The following is a 15,647-nucleotide window of genomic DNA, read 5'->3' as shown; positions in this document are numbered from 1 at the left end:
TTATTTGCCTTTCAGTTTCAGGTATCTTGCAGTCAAATCCTCATAATTCTTTAAGGTATTGTTAATGAGTTCTATATCCTTGTCTGTTGTTGTCCTTGCGTGTTTGCAGGGTATTCCGAAAACCAGGCTGTTCGCGGGGATTTTATGACCGGGCGGCACCAAAGCTCCTGCTCCGACTATAGAAAATTCCCCGATTTCGGCGCCGTGCAGTACCGTGGCATTCATACCTATGAGTGCATTATTTTTTACAATGCAGCCGTGCATAACGCTTCCATGCCCTATGGTAACTTTATCGCCGATTTCAACATCCCTCTCGTCCGAATGTACGACCACATTGTCCTGGATGTTGCAGCCCTTACCTATACTGATTTTTGCCCTGTCGCCGCGGATGACAGAATTAAACCAGACGCTTGATCGCTCGCCGATTGTTACATTTCCGATGATGCATGCAGTATCTGCTATGAAAGCATTTTTCGCTATAAGTGGTTTTTTGTCTTCAAAGGTGTATATCATATTTTCACCTGCGGCTTTTTGCCTTATCCGCTGACTCCCACTATTCAGATTGACCTGTTCGCATAAATAAGTTATTCAACTCAGACGATGGGGTTATGTGCATGCTAAAACTGGGTTTTCATATAGACAGCTTATTCAAACAACCTTGCCAGCAGCCATTGAGGCTCGAACTTCACAAGGTCTTTATAACTTTGCCCCACACCGAGAAAAAGTATGGGCTTGCCTGTTGTGTAGGATATGGAGATAGCAGCGCCGCCTTTTGCATCGGCATCAGCCTTTGTCAGAATGCTGCCGTTAAAAGGCACTGCGCTGTTGAAGAGCTTGGCGCGCTCCACGGCGTCGTTTCCAGCCACAGCCTCGTCCACGAAGATAACAAGGTCGGGCTTGTTTACCCTGCACACCTTCCTTAACTGATCCATCAGGTTGATATTGGTGTGCATTCTCCCAGCAGTATCAGCCAGCACAATATCTTTGTGTTTTGCCCTTGCAAACTGTATCGCATCGTATATGACAGCAGCCGGGTCAGCGCCTTCCTGATGTTTTATGAGCTTTATTCCCAGGGCTTCGGCATGTTTGTCGATCTGCTCGATAGCCCCTGCGCGGAAAGTATCGCCTGCCGCAATTACCACGGAATAACCCTTGAACTTAAAGCGCTCAGCCATTTTCGCTATTGTAGTGGTCTTTCCTGTCCCGTTCACACCCACGAAAACAATACTTACAGGTTTACTTGCTTTCTTAACAAACTCATCAAAATCAAAAGAATCAACCGAAATTACTTTCGAGATTGCATTTTTTATTGCTGTTTCTACAATCTTCCCGGTATCAGAGCCGATTTTTCTCCGCGTGCCCACAAGCTCGTTCTTCACGGATTCTACTATTTTTTCAGCAACAGGCAGCGCTACATCGCTCTCAAGGAGCGCCATTTCAAGCTCCCAGAGATGGTCTTGCAGGCTTTTCTCCTCGATTATGAACTCCTGTTCAAGAACAGCAGCTTTTATTTTGCCGAATATACCGATTTTTTCAGGCGCTTTTTGTATTGCTGCAAGTTCGGGGGCTGCAGGTGCCTCTTCCTTAACAGCTTCTGTTTTTACGGGGAGCGTTTTTATGGCTTCTTTCTCTTTTTCCTCTATCGCCCCGCCAAGTACTGCTTTAAAACTGCCAAGCTTTTCTTTAAGTTTTTCAAACATACTTACTGGGCGCGCATGGGCTGTCTGGATTGCTGGGATTGCAGTGATTGCTGATGTTTTTGCACAATTTTCTGGATATTCTGCAGCTCCTGGGCAAGTTTTGCAATGGAATGATTCAGTTGTTCATGATACTTGGTGAGTTCATCTTTGCGTTTTTCAAGGAATGCTGTTGCATAATCTATTTTCTTTTCCACACTCACCCCGGCGCCGATTCCCACCACTATCTTTTCGGTATCAACAAGTGTGGCTTTGGCGAAAGAACCAAATCCGAGGGGTACAAGCGTCTCTCTTCCAACTGGCTCATCTTTTAAGGCTGTTATTGTGATAAGCGCTGTTTCCACGTCTTTAATGGTAAGTTGTACCATATTCATCTGCTGGGCTAATGCCTCCGCCTGATACTGGTAAACCTGATGTTTTTCTGATAATTCAGCAAGCTGCTGCTGCGTCAATACATCGTTCATTCTTTCGCCTCTTCTATGGATTCAATTTTTATCAGGCTGCGCCTTAAGCCGTGTTCACTTCCGATCAAGGAATATGTTTTCTCGGTTGCATTATTTTTAGTAGGGCTCGTTATTTTTTTTGTAAACCGTTCCCATTTTTGTCCGGCTTTGAAGGTTCCTGTCACGATAAAATTCATCATATCACCTGGATGAGGGTTTGTGTTGTACTCAATCGGATATATATCTACTGTTAATCGACTCATAGAAGCCACATCTCAAGCGCCAGCATGATACTTGCACCTAGGATTGCTATGGGAGTGACGAACAGCCCTATTTTCAAAAGGTCGGTCATTGTCGTGCTCCAGCCGTATCTTTTTGCGCTTTCAAGCCAGAGAATACCTGCAAGCGCGCCAAAGGTAGTGAAATTGGCACCGAGATTGGAGCCTATGACCAGTGCGTACCCCATTGCTGTATTCATCTGCTGCGCAAGCGAAGCATGGTGGATTATGGAGAGCATCATGGCTGTCATGGGTATATTATTCACAAGATTGCACATGAACGCAGACAAGAGCGAAACTGAAAACATGGCAACCGTCAGATTACCGCTTATATGTGAAAACATAATCTCGCCTGCTGCGCCTGCCACGCCGCTCACTTCGAGTCCCTTTACCACGATAAAAAGCCCGATCACAAAAAGTACGACATTCCATGAGACTCTTTTAAGCCTGTGAACTATTCGCCGCTCGAATATCATAAGGATTACAGCACCCCCCAACGTTACCACAGAGAGAGGTATTTTCATATAGTTTGCTGCGCCGCCAAGCACAATTACCCCGAGCAGAACCGCAAGCCCAAGAGCTACAAGAGATTTATTCCTTATGGGAATCCTGCCATTATCATGCGAGCCGAAGCTCTCTGGTATCTGCTTCCTGAAGATGTATTTCAATAAATGATAGTTTACAAGAGCGGCTGCAAGGGTGGGAAGAAGCATGTATTTTGTGAAACCGAAATAGTCAAGGCGCAGGCTATCGCCAATCAGTATGTTGGTGAGATTCCCGATATACAGAGGCATCGAAAAAGTGTTGGCAGCAAAAAAAGATGCGAACATGTAGGGTTTTGGGTTTATCTTTGCATTCCTGCAGAAAATCAGGATAATGGGAGTCGTGGTAAGAATAACCACATCGTTCCCTGCAAAAAGGGATATGGCTGAAACCACAAGGTACGTGTATAAAAAAAGCCTCATACCGCTGTTTCTTGAAGCATGTACAGCCCTTGTTGCGCAGTACTCAAAGAACCCGTAGTCATCGAGGAGACTTGATATAACCATCAGGGTTGCAAGAATTACAACAACATTCCATGTAGTTACAAGAGGCAGGGGATTTTCAGGGGTCGAAATACCGAGCGCCTCAAGCACATTATCGGGCTTTAGCAAAAAAACAATGGTGAGTGCAGCGCCGATTAAAGCCGCATGTGCTTCGTTGATTCTTTTCGGCTTCAGGACTATGAGTGCGTAGGTGAATACAAAAACAGCAATAGCCAGAATCTGACTCAATTGTGCCTAGATTCGTTCTTCTGTGAATTCCTTGCAGCCGAGATTGGTTTCATACACGTTTTTCTTGAAAAGCGTGCATGAACCGTCGTACTGTTCTCTATTGCTACCTTTTACCTTTGTTGTGAAGTATCTGCAGTCGACACAATACTTCAAGTTTCATCCTCCAGGCTGTTATAAAAAAATATCATAAAAGTTTTTAGTATTTAATGTCTATACATTCCATCAAATCTAATGTTAGTCGTTATAACCTATACAAATCCTTCACTATAAACCTGATATAAACGAACTCATTAATAAATCTTACTCAGAATTCAAAATTTATAGCTCCAATAATATGCTTATAATATAAGAGCCCTTATGCAAAGAGAATCGTTAAATTCTTTTAGTTTTCATAATGGAATAAAATACGGCGATATACTATCTACACTCAACATGGCGGACTATACAGAATTCGTATCGAAAAACCTCAATCGACTGGAAGGTTTTCGCGCATACTTTCCGCGAAACAACCCCACTTTTGAAAATCCAAAGTTTGAAGACGCAAAACTGCGGGTGCTTATAATCAGGCTCTCACCTTTGCAAAATATGCGTGAATCCATAACGCATCATTTCCTGTTCCAGGAAGTCAGACGGTCTCTTGCTTCCGCATACATCGATTATGCGTTTTTCCCGAACCCAAAGAACATCCCGCTTTTTATAATCAACAAAATACCGTTTTTCATAGGTATCCAATCACTTCGCTCGATATCTGATTTTGATCTTGTGCTGGTATCCAATTCTTTCACTCTTGAGCTAATCAACCTGCCCTACCTTTTTTTAAATACAGGAATTCCAGCCCTGAAATCAGAAAGGCATTCAAGCAAGCCTATCGTGATCATGGGAGGCTCAAATGCGCTCATGGCTCAGTGCGCCGTATCGCCTGAAGGCGACTCGTTTATCGATGCTCTCTTTTTTGGGGAAGGTGAAAGTGCAGTGGGTGATATTGTTTCTATTGTGCATCAGAATAAAAATCTTGAAAAATCAAAAGTTCTCAGGAGCCTTGAGAATGAGGTAAAGGGTTTCTTTGATATCAGGATGCCAATCCCGGATAGCGTATGCATTTCCCCTCCGAAAGCGCCGCTAGCTTCGTATATATTAACCGATTATCCGATACTGAACACTGACATCGAGAACACGGCGAAACTCCAGATTACGCAGGGCTGCTCTTGCTTCTGCTCTTTCTGCTTTGAAGGGTATACAAGAAAACCTTTCAGGGAATGTTCTCCGCAGGATATAATGGAAAAGGCGCATCTTGTGAAATTGAAGCATGCCCCGGTGGAACTTGATTTCCTGAGTTTTAATTTCAACATGCACAGCGGCATATCAAAAATAATCGCAGATCTAAACGATATAGTGAAGTTTGTGAATTTCAAGAGCCAGCGAGCCGATATAATCTCGCTGCGCCCTGAGCTTGTTGACCTCGAGATTCTTTCAGGCAAACGCAGCTACACCATCGGCGTGGAAGGAATCAGCGACAGGATGAGGCGCTATCTGCATAAGAGCCTGACCGAGCAGGAACTCATTTCATCTCTTGAACACATATATGCAAAAAAACCCAGACAGTTAAAATTATTCTTTATAATAACAGGCATCGAAAACGAGGCGGATCTGGGGGAATTCAGGGATTTCATAAAGAAACTCAAACAACTGAGGAGCAGGGCATCGCCCGGCGCCAGAACAATCATGAGTTTCAGCCCTCTTGTTAACCTTCCTTTTACCCCGATGCAGTTCAGTTCCCCTATAAAAGACCCTGCAAGCATAAAAAAGATCAAGGGCGACCTGAAAAGGGATTGCGAAACCAACGGCTTTGAATTCAGGATGGCGCAGGAAATGGAAGAATTCCTTATTTCGCAGCACATCGCGCTTGCCGGTTTTGAATGTTTTGATGTTATTTCCGGTTTTGCAAAAAATGGAGGATACTTTGACGGGGAATACATAATCGGGGATAAAAATGTGCTTATTTCATCACTGAGAGGGGCATCTGGCGATGGATTATATGGTCATAAAGACGAAAATTATGCTTTTCCGCTCGAGACTGTAAAAGGAACCCCTGAAAAATCTTTTCTGTGGAGGATGTATAATGAAGCCAGGAATTTCCAGGACAGCGGATATTGCTTTGAAGGAAAGGGAGGATGCATTGGATGCCAGGGATGCGATGACCGTAGGCTCTCAAATCTGCCTGAGGTTTCCCAGGAAGATATAAAAAAACTCAAGAAGACCGTGGAGAGAAAGAAAAAGCCCCAGGTCGTACAGGCTGTTGTGACAATAAAAGAAGACGGCAGGTTCCTCACTCCTGAAGCAAAGTGCGCCTTCACAGGCAGGGCTATTCTCGGGCAAATACCATCCCTGGTTAAGGATTATCTCTCCTGCAGGCAGGTGCAGAACATGCCCGCCTCGAAAGGATACGGGTTCCTTTTCGGGCGCTTCGTGTACGATTTTGAATTCCAGGGCAGCTCGGAGGTCTTTCTGGAGTTTCTAAAAGAAAACAGGATAGATACTCAGCTTTTGAGTATTTCAAGCGTTTCCGAGAAAGAGATTGGAAACAATTTCCGTATAACATCGCAATGGAAGGATACATACAGGTACAGCTTCCAGAACAGGTTACAGGATTTCTTGCTTCTTAACGGAATGGGGTTTGAGATAAGGAAATCGAATGGATTTATTAAATTTGAAGTGGCTGCAAAGGATAGGAAGAAGAAGCTCCTGAACTATGCGGAGTTGAGTCAGGAGAATGGTGATATTTCCTTGGAGATAGAGACAGGTTCGAGATTCAGTATTATCGAGCTGCTGAAGCATCTTTTTGAAGAGCAATGGATGGATGCGAAGGTGGAATCGATATGATTATTCTTAATCAAGAGGCACCTTCAGTAACTTCAGCATTTCCCCGATATCGGTTGTCGGAAGCCTGCAGCTAAAATCCCGGCATACATAGGCAGTGGCTTTGCCTTCCATGCCTAGCATGTTTCTCGTATAACCTGCGAGATGTATAATCTCCGCTGCCTCGCCGAGGGGACGGAAAATCACCACCTTTTCAGGTATAAACTCCCTTCGCAAAGCGGCGAGCATATTCTTCGTATCCGCAGCCTCCATATCCCCGGCAACAACCACTTCGCTAGAAGGACCGATTGCAAAGTCAAGCGCCGCCATGAGCATTGTATATGCTGCCGGCGCCTGTGAAATGCTTTTTGAGAATGCCCTTCCAATCTGCACCCCCTTCTTTTCAAATTCGGGATTGGCTGTCATTTTACCCAGGCGAATCAGGTTCAGCATTGCCACCGAGTTGCCTGCGGGCAAAGCGCCGTCGTAGAGCTCTTTTCTGCGAACAAGTACCTTCTCAGCATCATCCGCAGTCAGATGAAACCCCCGGTTTTCTTCGTCCCAGAAATGCCTGATCATGTCATTGCAAAGTTCATGGACTTTTTTAAGATAACGTATCTCAAAAGTGGTTTCATAGAGTTCTATCAATCCCCAGATAAGAAATGCATAGTCATCCAGAAAACCCGGAACGGCAGCTTCGCCACCTCTATAGCGATGATAAAGCCTGCCTTCTTTATCGCTCATTTTTAAAAGAATAAAATCCAGAGCCTGCTTTGCGGCCCCTGCATATGCAGGCTCATCAAACACCGCCGCTCCCTTTGCCAGTGCAGCTATCATCAGCCCGTTCCAGTCTGTCAGTATCTTATCATCCTTACCCGGGTGGATGCGTTTTTCCCGTACATCGAAGAGCTTGCGCCGGGCAGTCACGATGCGATTCTGTAGCTCTTCCATAGAAAGCTTAAGAAAAGAGGCCTTCTCATAAAGGGATTTTGATAAGTAAAAGATATTTCTTCCTGTGCTTTTTCCCTCAGGGAAATTGCCTTCATGAGTAATATTGAATACTTTTTTTATAAGAAGAGCTTCCTCCCCTGAAAGAACCGAACGGATTTCATCCTCAGTCCACAAATAGAACTTTCCCTCCTCCCCTTCGCTGTCTGCATCTTCGCCTGAATAAAAACCGCCCTCAGGAGAGGTCATATCTCTTAGAACATAGGTAAAGATTTCACGACATGTTTTTCCATACTCCTCTTTCCCTGTTGCCTGATAAGCCTCCACATAGGCAAGAGCCAGCATCGCCTGGTCGTAGAGCATTTTTTCAAAGTGCGGGACAAGCCATCCTGAATCCACGGAGTAGCGGTGGAAGCCAAAGCCTATGTGGTCGTAGATACCGCCTTTGCGCATGGCATAGAGCGTCTTTTCCACCATGAAAAGAGCCATTGTATCCCCAGTGCGCCTCCAGTAACGAAGAAGGAACATGAAGTTGTGGGGAGTTGGGAACTTGGGCACATCGCCAAAACCCCCGTGCTGCTCATCAAACATCCCAAGAAGCTGCTCATAGGCTGCATGCAGAACGTCTTCATCCAGTTCCACTCCTGACGCGGATACTTCTTTGAGTGCAGAAAGGTTCTGCGCCGCAAGTTGTTCCACTTCGCTCCTCTGCAAGCTCCAGAGGTTTTTTATGCGCGGGATCATCTCCAGCATCCCTGCCCTCCCGAATTTGCTTTCCTTCGGGATGTATGTGGCTGCATAAAAGGGTTTTTTGTCGGGTGTTAGTATCATGTTAAGAGGCCAGCCCCCGCTGCCCGTCATTCTCTGGCAAATTTTCATATAGATGCTGTCTATATCCGGGCGCTCCTCCCGGTCAACCTTTATGCTCACAAAGGCCTCGTTCATCAGTGTTGCCACTGCATCGTCCTCGAAGGATTCCTTCTCCATCACATGGCACCAGTGGCAGGTGGAGTATCCGATGGACAGGAAAACGGGTTTGTCCTCCTTCTTCGCCTTCTCAAAGGCATCTTTCCCCCAGGGATACCAGTCCACAGGATTGTATGCATGCTGGAGCAGGTAGGGGCTTTTTTCAGAGATGAGACGGTTCGGGCGCTTTTTTGCCATCGATCATTATCTGGCGTTTTACTATATTAATACGGCAGCCTCATCTGTTTTCCGCATACAAGGCATGTCGTGGTTATATGCGTTCCCTGAAGCCTCGTGCGCGCGTTTGCCCCCTCTACAAGGTAAGCACAGCAGTGTTTGCATATCCGGCGCCTTAGCTCCTTTGGCATCCTTACGCGGTATCTCATGCTGAGGCGCCTTGCAAGCAGTACATAACGGTTGCTGCGTTCAGGGCAGGTCTTGAATTCGCTGCTTGCAAGCTCGAAGAGCCTCTGAATACGTTGAAACGCCATGTCCTTTGCCCAGTCTTTCTGCTTTTTGCGCATGAGGGTTTAATTGGCGAATGAATACAAATAGATTAAGGGAATTACCCGATGCACAATGTCCAAGTTTCTGGTTGATGAGCACAACTGATACGGAAACTCTTTTGCCCGCGACTTCACCTGTGAAGTTGCTCAACTCTTAACAAAGATTTCAAGAACATGTTCCTTCACAGGTGGTTTGTCTTTTTCCCATGACCGCCGCTGTGCAAAGTGAATGGTTGCATGACCCGGTTCCCGAGCCTGTACAGTAATCAACACATCCAGGCTATAACCGGGAGGAAGCGGTCCAGTCTTTTTCCCATCATCTACAAATTCTGATGATATGGATACTACTTTCCCGGTTTCTTCAATATTGTACTCCCAATTGTAGCCTGCTGCACCTAATCCTTTTAGTCGGAATGTGTACTTTTCTCCGACCTTGAGTTTAATCTTATCCGGAACTTCAACGGATTCAATAGATTCTATATATTTCCTCCCCGCCGGATTGTCCAGAAATCGTCGGATAGATTTCTGTTCCCAAGATAGTCGTAGGGTATTGTGAAATAACCTTTCATACCCCAACCATCGCCCCATGAATTGCGCACGGTAAATCTTTTCTGGGAATCGTCATAACCCACTCCGACCACGGCATGACCGCCTAACTGCTTCTCGCCGGGCTGCGGCATCGGAACTACTCCAGTCTGTGCAACTTGTTGGGACTCGAAACTCTCATACACCGAAAAACCAAATACGAACGGATATCCTTCGGCAAGACAGGTTCTCATATCATCAACTGTCTGGATGCGCTGGTACGATGTTATTTTATGGGTTGCTGCTTCTTTGTAACAGGGTGCAGGTGGCTTTACAGTAAACTTCGAGATGTCATAAGGCCAGCATTTTTCTGAGCACACTCCCTTTTTGGCAAGAGTTTTGATTCCGTCACGGATCTGGGCTCCTGAATCCGACGCTACTGTATGTTCAAAGTCGCGTTCATCGTAATATATAAACAATCTGCTCAAATCGATATATGTAACTTTGTCCTTCATTTCCAGGAATTCCAGTGCACCCGCGAGGGCATTGCCCGTACAACTGCCAAGTTGTCCCTGGTCTTCTACTTTTGAGCACATGGGACGCAAATCGACAGCAGATGGCAATTTAGCAGGCTTACGCACTGCGCTGTACACAAAGTCCCGATGGTCGGGCAAATCTGGAATCCAGCCGTAACCGGATTTTTTCTTTGTTGAGGTAACTTTCTTTGGTTCTGGCATATACATTTTCTCCTTTTAATTTTTTAACGGATATATTCACTCGTTGCCGGTTGAACGAATAATCGCTGCCAAGTGCCAGCAACGTCACTTAATCAGGACACTCCATCGGTCTCGTTTTTGTGACATCCTAAGTAACCCATGTCTTGGTGAATTTTAGCATGTCTGTGAAAGCTGCTGGACCCACGAGCATCCCATAGATTAGTACTGTTTTTTATTATTTATATATGTTGGGTTCACTTTGGAATTGGATCCTGTTGATATAGACTTGCCAGTGCTATTTGAATTTGAGGATTTCATGCGCATTGAAATTTGATATGTTCGCTATTAGCCTGATGGCTTGAAAATCCGATTGGTGCGCTGCGCCATGTCCTTTGCCCAGTCTTTCTATTTTTTGCGCGTGGGGGTTTAATGAATGTGGAATTACAAATAGATACGGGTGAAATTAAGGTCTTAGATGCCCAAATTTTCATTGGATAGAATTGCTTGAGATTGAAGCATGAGGGACTTGTGGCTTTTGTATAATAGCAATGAAATAAAAATTTCTAATAATAATATAATATATTACCGAAAGATATTTACATGCTCATGACAATTTATAGTTGAGCGGGATTTAAAGTCCATTATATGGTGGTAATGTCAAGAATAATCACCAATGGCAAGGTGAAAGAATCCCGATGAGAGAGGAGTGATAAGTATGGATAAACAAAAAAGGATCAGCATAACCATCCCTGTGCGATCTATTGGATTGAAGCGCTTTGTTGAAAAGGCAATTAAAAATGATGAATTTTTCTTGTTTGCCCTTGAGAACCCTCTTGGAGCCATGAAGGAATGCGGCGTTAAACTTGATGTTTTATCATTTGTTCCTGAAGACTTTGCTGCTTTCTTTGGGGCTTTATCAGGAGTTAAGGAAATGGTCAAGAAGAAAAATATAAAGAACTTAACCTTCGAAGGCGTATTCGGTCAGGCAGCGGAGATACGTGGGACATATCTGGTGGCTGAGACGACAAGGGGATTTTATAAAGATTGGGATATAAATGCGTATTCTCAAAAACAGGTTCTTTCAACCAGTGATAAATATTTCGAGATTGATAGAAACCGCATAGGTATAAAGGGCATCTTACAGCAACAGGAAGCAGAATTGATGATAGAAATTATAGGAAATACATTTGCAGATCCCAGTAAAGAGACAAGTTCGGGTTCGGATAAGCAATGGGACAAACAGGATGCTATCAGAAACAGAGAAAGTACTAATGGCTGGAACAAGAATTTTGACAAAGCTGGCTTGGGAGATATTTTTGGAGGTCCTCTGATCAATCCCGGAGACCTGGCAGCCCTTGCTGCAAGAATAGAGACTTTTACGGAAATTGCCGAAGAAGTTGAATAATGATTACAGGTATTAAAAAGATGTTCAGTGGGAGATGATATGCTTTCAAGCCTTGTCTTTTCCACTACATACCAGTGTCCGATAAGCTGCCGGTACTGCGGGGCAGAGTGCGGTCCAGAGCATACAGAACGTCTTTCTCTAAAGGATATGATCGAAATAGTTGATGAGGTATATTCTTTTGGAAAACTGGAACTGGTCGTCTTTACTGGAGGCGAGCCTTTTCTTCTTGGGGACGATCTTCTCAATAGTGTAGAATATTGTGCCAAAAAGGGACTCTTAACAAGAATCGTAACAAATGCGTTTTGGGCAAGAACTGCTGAAGTAGCAAGAGACACCATGAAGGCATACAAAGAAGCAGGGCTAAAGGAAATAAACCTCAGCTGTGACGATTATCATCAGGAGTTTATCCCTCTTGAAAGGATAAAATATGCAAATGATGCCTGCATAGAAGTTGGGCTTCCCTGCCTTATCGGGCATAAGATTATGAAAAACTGCACTATTTCGCTTGAACATCTTGAAAAATTTTTGGGATACAAGCTTTCTCGTTTCGATCCCAAGAAGAAAAATCCAGACAACAATCTGGTCGATACAGGATATACAGTACCTATAGCCGAGAACATGCACCTGATTCCCGACGAGGAAATACTCTATCCTCCATGCGAGAATCACTGGAAAGCTCCGTGTTCGTCCATCCTTAAACGAATTGTAATAACTCCGCGCAAAGAACTTTCTATTTGTTGTGGAATGGTTCCGAGAAAAGTTGAGGAGATTGTTTTTGGCACCCTTGATGAATATAAATTAGAAGAACTGATAATCATGGCGCATAAAGACCTTATCGTTAACTGGCTTGCGCTTGAGGGGCCTTATGGGCTTATGAAATTTATTCTCAAGAAAAACCCAGATATCCCTTTTCGAAAACAGTATGTTAACAATTGCCACTTATGCAGCGAAATCCTTACGAGAGAAGATTGCAGGGCAGTACTTTCAGAATTTGGTCATGAAAAAGCCATAGAAATCTCGCTGGAAAGATGCCTTTACGACCATATGAGGACCTCGGAAGAAATTAAGGCTCTTAATGCAGAAACAGTGCTTACATAGCATGGAATCCCGGAAAATGGCGCTGAAGCAGCAGCAGAAATACGTTGGGGCATATTGAGAGACTGTTAGAGGCATGAATTGAGGCGCTAATACAAGTTTGAGAAACGTAAGAGGCTTTACTACTGTTTCAGCAGCTCTTTGGAGTTTTCATAGATTTTGCTTGTGGAGTTTACAAGTTCCAGTGCAGTTTCCGCGCTATAAATATGCCCGTAATCAGCCCCTTCACGCATTTTCATTGCATAGTCAAAATCCTGTAGAAGTTGATTATCCAGCAATCCGTTATCCACAAAAAGAGATTCGATTGCGTATTTTAAGCAGATGTGGCTTTTTTCTCTAAAGCCTTTGCTGAATATAAGTGCCCTGAAAGAATGGAACATGGAATAGTATGCCTGTATGATAGCCCATTTGAAATTGCTCTCTTTCAATGATTTCTCACATGCGCCAAGGTCATTTCCTGCCTCTCGCGTCTCTTTTGAAATGAGGTCAGGGTCGATATTTATTTTTACGATTTTTCCCTTGCTTATGCATTGTTCAAATTGATATCTCATGCGCCTCAAAGATTATTTTTCCCATGTTAATCCTTTCGTATAGCGGTTTGTCCTTTGTTTTGAGTTGTTCGAACTCAAAAGGACTCATGATAATCGGCGAGAGCTTTCGTTCGATTTTTTTCTGGTTATTTTCGATCAAATCTAAAGTCATCTTTTTGTCCTGAGTCTCTATGAAAATATCAATATCGCTGTCTGTTGTATCTTCTCCTGTGGCGCAGCTTCCGAACAGGATTATTCTTGAAGAAGTATCTTTCAGGCGCTGGATTAGAGTGTTTATTTCCATCAGTGTGAGAAGCACCTTGAACTCCCTGAGCAGTCGATTTTCCATGTTTGCCCTGTATATTACAAGCCTGCCCTTCTTTTCTTTTACAATAAGTCCTGCATTTTCAAGAGCTCTAAGGCTCTGGCTTGCGGTTCCCAGACCTATGCCGAGATTTCTTGAGAGTTCGCGAACATAGTAACCCTCGCGGTATCTCCTGCCGAGATACTGGAGTATCTGTAAGGCGGGTTTTGAGAATATGTTCATTATTTCGAACATATGTTCATTTATGTGAACAGATGTATTTAAGGTTTAGGACATTCCATCATTATCCAAATATGAAACTAAAACGAATGAATAGATTTAATCTTTTTTTATTACGCATTTTGTTTAGTAAGACACTGATATCAGCACATCCGCCACCGTAAAAGCCAGCAAGCACAGACTCACCGCCGCATTCACATTAAAGAAAGCCACAGGAATATTCGTAAAATTATCAGCCTTCACAAGCGTATGCTCATACCCTATCTGCAGCGCAATTATCACCAGCCCCAGCTTAAAAATAACCCCAAGCCCCAGCACAAGCATCAAACCGGCCAGCAGCGCCAGCATCAAAACATGCGCTGCAAAAGAGAAAACAAGCGCCGCCCTGACACCAAACACAGTCGGAACTGAATAGAGTCCGTTCTCCCGGTCAAAATCAAGGTCCTGCAGCGAATATATCATATCAAACCCCGCAACCCAGAAAGTGACCGCAAACAACAGCAGCAGCATCGCAATCTCAGGCGTGCCGAATGGGATATTGAAGGCGCGAGTTACCGCAAGCCAGCCTCCAACAGGCGCAAAGGCAAGGTTGAGCCCGAGAACGAAATGCGATACAGGTGTGAGCCTCTTAAGATAGGGATAGATGATTGACGTTAGCGGAATAATGGGCGCAAGTTTCAGCAGCAGCAGGTTGAGTGGGTCTAATTTGTAAGCGGAATAGAACAACAGGAAATACGAAACCAGTATAATTCCCCATACTTCGGATAATGTTATCCTCCCCGATGGCAGTTCCCGGCTGGCGGTCCTGGGATTTTTGGCGTCGATATCCCTATCAACAAGATTATTAAGCGCCATTGCCGCACTCCTTGCCCCGAGGAAAGCAAGCCCTACCCAGAACAGGATACGGAGTTCAGGCATACCCCTGCTTGCAAGAAAAGCGCCAAGGTAAGCGAACGGGATGGCGAAGAGGCTATGTTTGAGCACCACAAAATCCGTGTATAATTTTAGTTTAGAGAGCATCACAAATCTTTTCTCCAATCACCGATATTAACCCCCTGATAGAAATGATTAACCTTTATTTTATCGGCTCGGCAGGAAGCGGCAAGTCCTCTCTCACAGGCGCGTTTGCCGGATGGATGCAGCATCGTGGATACGATTCAATAACTGTGAACCTCGATCCGGGTATTGAAAACGCCCCTTATGTTCCTGACGTGGATATTCGTGATTGGATAAAATTGCGTGATGTGATGGAAGAGTACGGCGTGGGTCCAAATGGTGCGCAGATTATTGCAGCAGATATGCTTGCCCTGAATATTAATGAGATGAAAGAGACAATCCAGAGCTTTGAAACCGAATACGTTATTTTCGATACGCCCGGGCAAATGGAGTTATTCGTCCTGCGGCAGTCCGGGAAATTCCTAATCGATGCTTTCGGCGCCGGGCAGTCCATAATCGGTTTCCTTTACGACCCGGTAATTTCAAGAACTCCCTCAGGCTTTATTACATTGATGCTGCAGGCTGCATCGGTGCAGGTCAGGTTCAATATTCCTTTTCTAAGTATTCTTGCCAAGTCCGATCTCCTTGCAGACGATGAACGTGAAAAAATATTAAACTGGAGCAGGGATTTGATGGAACTTGACGAGGCTATTAATAGCGAGATTCCCACCTTGCGAAGCCAGTTAAGTATCGAGTTCTTATTGGCGCTAAAATCATTTGGCGCAAGTCAAAATATTGTTCCGGTCTCATCAACCTACGGCTCTGGCATGGAGGACATTTATACTATCGCACAGCAGGTTTTCCATGGTGGAGAAGACCTGAGCAGGGGTTGAGGTTAACATTACAATAGCTTATAGTGAACTATTTA

Annotated in this window: 16 protein-coding genes; 4 read left to right on the top strand and 12 right to left on the bottom strand. The window is 44.4% G+C overall.

The features are described 5' to 3' along the window. The 6 genes from O8C68_05040 to O8C68_05015 form a co-directional block, all read right to left on the bottom strand. Entirely contained in the window at positions 1-513 is a 513-nt protein-coding gene (locus O8C68_05040; GenBank protein ID MCZ7395168.1) for a gamma carbonic anhydrase family protein, read from the bottom strand. A 131-nt stretch (positions 514-644) separates the two neighbouring features. Continuing rightward, positions 645-1,700: a signal recognition particle-docking protein FtsY gene (gene ftsY, locus O8C68_05035; GenBank protein ID MCZ7395167.1), complete on the bottom strand. Its 1,056-nt coding sequence runs from the start codon at positions 1,698-1,700 to the stop codon at positions 645-647. A gap of 2 nt (positions 1,701-1,702) precedes the next feature. Continuing rightward, on the bottom strand, positions 1,703-2,161 hold the full coding sequence (pfdA, locus tag O8C68_05030; GenBank protein ID MCZ7395166.1) for a prefoldin subunit alpha: 459 nt from the start codon (positions 2,159-2,161) through the stop codon (positions 1,703-1,705). Beyond that, entirely contained in the window at positions 2,158-2,403 is a 246-nt protein-coding gene (gene rpl18a / locus O8C68_05025) for a 50S ribosomal protein L18Ae (protein ID MCZ7395165.1), read from the bottom strand. Before rpl18a ends, pfdA begins: the two co-directional genes overlap by 4 nt. Continuing rightward, a complete protein-coding gene (locus O8C68_05020; GenBank protein MCZ7395164.1) occupies positions 2,400-3,692 on the bottom strand; it encodes an ArsB/NhaD family transporter in 1,293 nt (430 codons plus the stop codon). Before O8C68_05020 ends, rpl18a begins: the two co-directional genes overlap by 4 nt. Before the next feature lie 6 nt (positions 3,693-3,698). Beyond that, a complete protein-coding gene (locus tag O8C68_05015; GenBank protein MCZ7395163.1) occupies positions 3,699-3,845 on the bottom strand; it encodes a hypothetical protein in 147 nt (48 codons plus the stop codon). 204 nt (positions 3,846-4,049) lie between these two features. Between O8C68_05015 and O8C68_05010 the strand changes: the two genes are divergently transcribed. After that, complete coding sequence (locus tag O8C68_05010) at positions 4,050-6,572, top strand: hypothetical protein (protein MCZ7395162.1); 2,523 nt, start codon at positions 4,050-4,052, stop codon at positions 6,570-6,572. Between the two features lie 6 nt (positions 6,573-6,578). Here the strand turns inward: O8C68_05010 and O8C68_05005 are convergent, their stop codons facing one another. The 3 genes from O8C68_05005 to O8C68_04995 all read right to left on the bottom strand — a co-directional run bounded on the left by O8C68_05005 (position 6,579) and on the right by O8C68_04995 (position 10,230). Continuing rightward, on the bottom strand, positions 6,579-8,660 hold the full coding sequence (locus tag O8C68_05005; protein MCZ7395161.1) for a thioredoxin domain-containing protein: 2,082 nt from the start codon (positions 8,658-8,660) through the stop codon (positions 6,579-6,581). A 26-nt stretch (positions 8,661-8,686) separates the two neighbouring features. Beyond that, entirely contained in the window at positions 8,687-8,986 is a 300-nt protein-coding gene (locus O8C68_05000; protein ID MCZ7395160.1) for a ribonuclease P, read from the bottom strand. Positions 8,987-9,444: 458 nt separating this feature from the next. Continuing rightward, the gene (locus tag O8C68_04995) at positions 9,445-10,230 is read right to left on the bottom strand and encodes a C1 family peptidase (GenBank protein ID MCZ7395159.1); all 786 of its coding nucleotides are present in this window, start codon (positions 10,228-10,230) and stop codon (positions 9,445-9,447) included. 694 nt (positions 10,231-10,924) lie between these two features. Between O8C68_04995 and O8C68_04990 the strand changes: the two genes are divergently transcribed. Both O8C68_04990 and O8C68_04985 read left to right on the top strand, forming a co-directional pair. Continuing rightward, a complete protein-coding gene (locus tag O8C68_04990) occupies positions 10,925-11,614 on the top strand; it encodes a hypothetical protein (GenBank protein ID MCZ7395158.1) in 690 nt (229 codons plus the stop codon). Between the two features lie 39 nt (positions 11,615-11,653). Next, positions 11,654-12,712 carry a radical SAM protein gene (locus O8C68_04985; GenBank protein MCZ7395157.1) on the top strand — a complete coding sequence of 353 codons (1,059 nt, stop codon included), beginning with the start codon at positions 11,654-11,656 and terminating at the stop codon, positions 12,710-12,712. Between the two features lie 119 nt (positions 12,713-12,831). On the opposite strand, the gene O8C68_04980 is transcribed toward O8C68_04985, so the two are convergent. From O8C68_04980 to ubiA, 3 genes are all read right to left on the bottom strand, one after another. Beyond that, entirely contained in the window at positions 12,832-13,260 is a 429-nt protein-coding gene (locus O8C68_04980; protein MCZ7395156.1) for a HEPN domain-containing protein, read from the bottom strand. Further along, positions 13,244-13,798 (bottom strand): nucleotidyltransferase domain-containing protein, encoded by a 555-nt coding sequence (locus tag O8C68_04975; GenBank protein ID MCZ7395155.1) that lies wholly within the window; start codon positions 13,796-13,798, stop codon positions 13,244-13,246. The genes O8C68_04980 and O8C68_04975 overlap by 17 nt, the downstream gene beginning before the upstream one ends. Positions 13,799-13,909: 111 nt before the next feature. Next, positions 13,910-14,803, bottom strand: a complete 894-nt coding sequence (gene ubiA, locus O8C68_04970) for a putative 4-hydroxybenzoate polyprenyltransferase (GenBank protein ID MCZ7395154.1) — start codon at positions 14,801-14,803, stop codon at positions 13,910-13,912. 44 nt (positions 14,804-14,847) lie between these two features. Between ubiA and O8C68_04965 the strand changes: the two genes are divergently transcribed. Continuing rightward, positions 14,848-15,612, top strand: coding sequence for an ATP/GTP-binding protein (locus O8C68_04965; protein ID MCZ7395153.1), 765 nt, complete (start codon positions 14,848-14,850; stop codon positions 15,610-15,612). Positions 15,613-15,647: the final 35 nt, after the last annotated feature.

The sequence above is a fragment of the Candidatus Methanoperedens sp. genome, from assembly GCA_027460525.1.
GTDB lineage: Archaea > Halobacteriota > Methanosarcinia > Methanosarcinales > Methanoperedenaceae > Methanoperedens.
The sequence above is the reverse complement of the archived record's forward strand: the minus strand, read 5'-3'. Positions and strand labels throughout refer to the sequence as shown.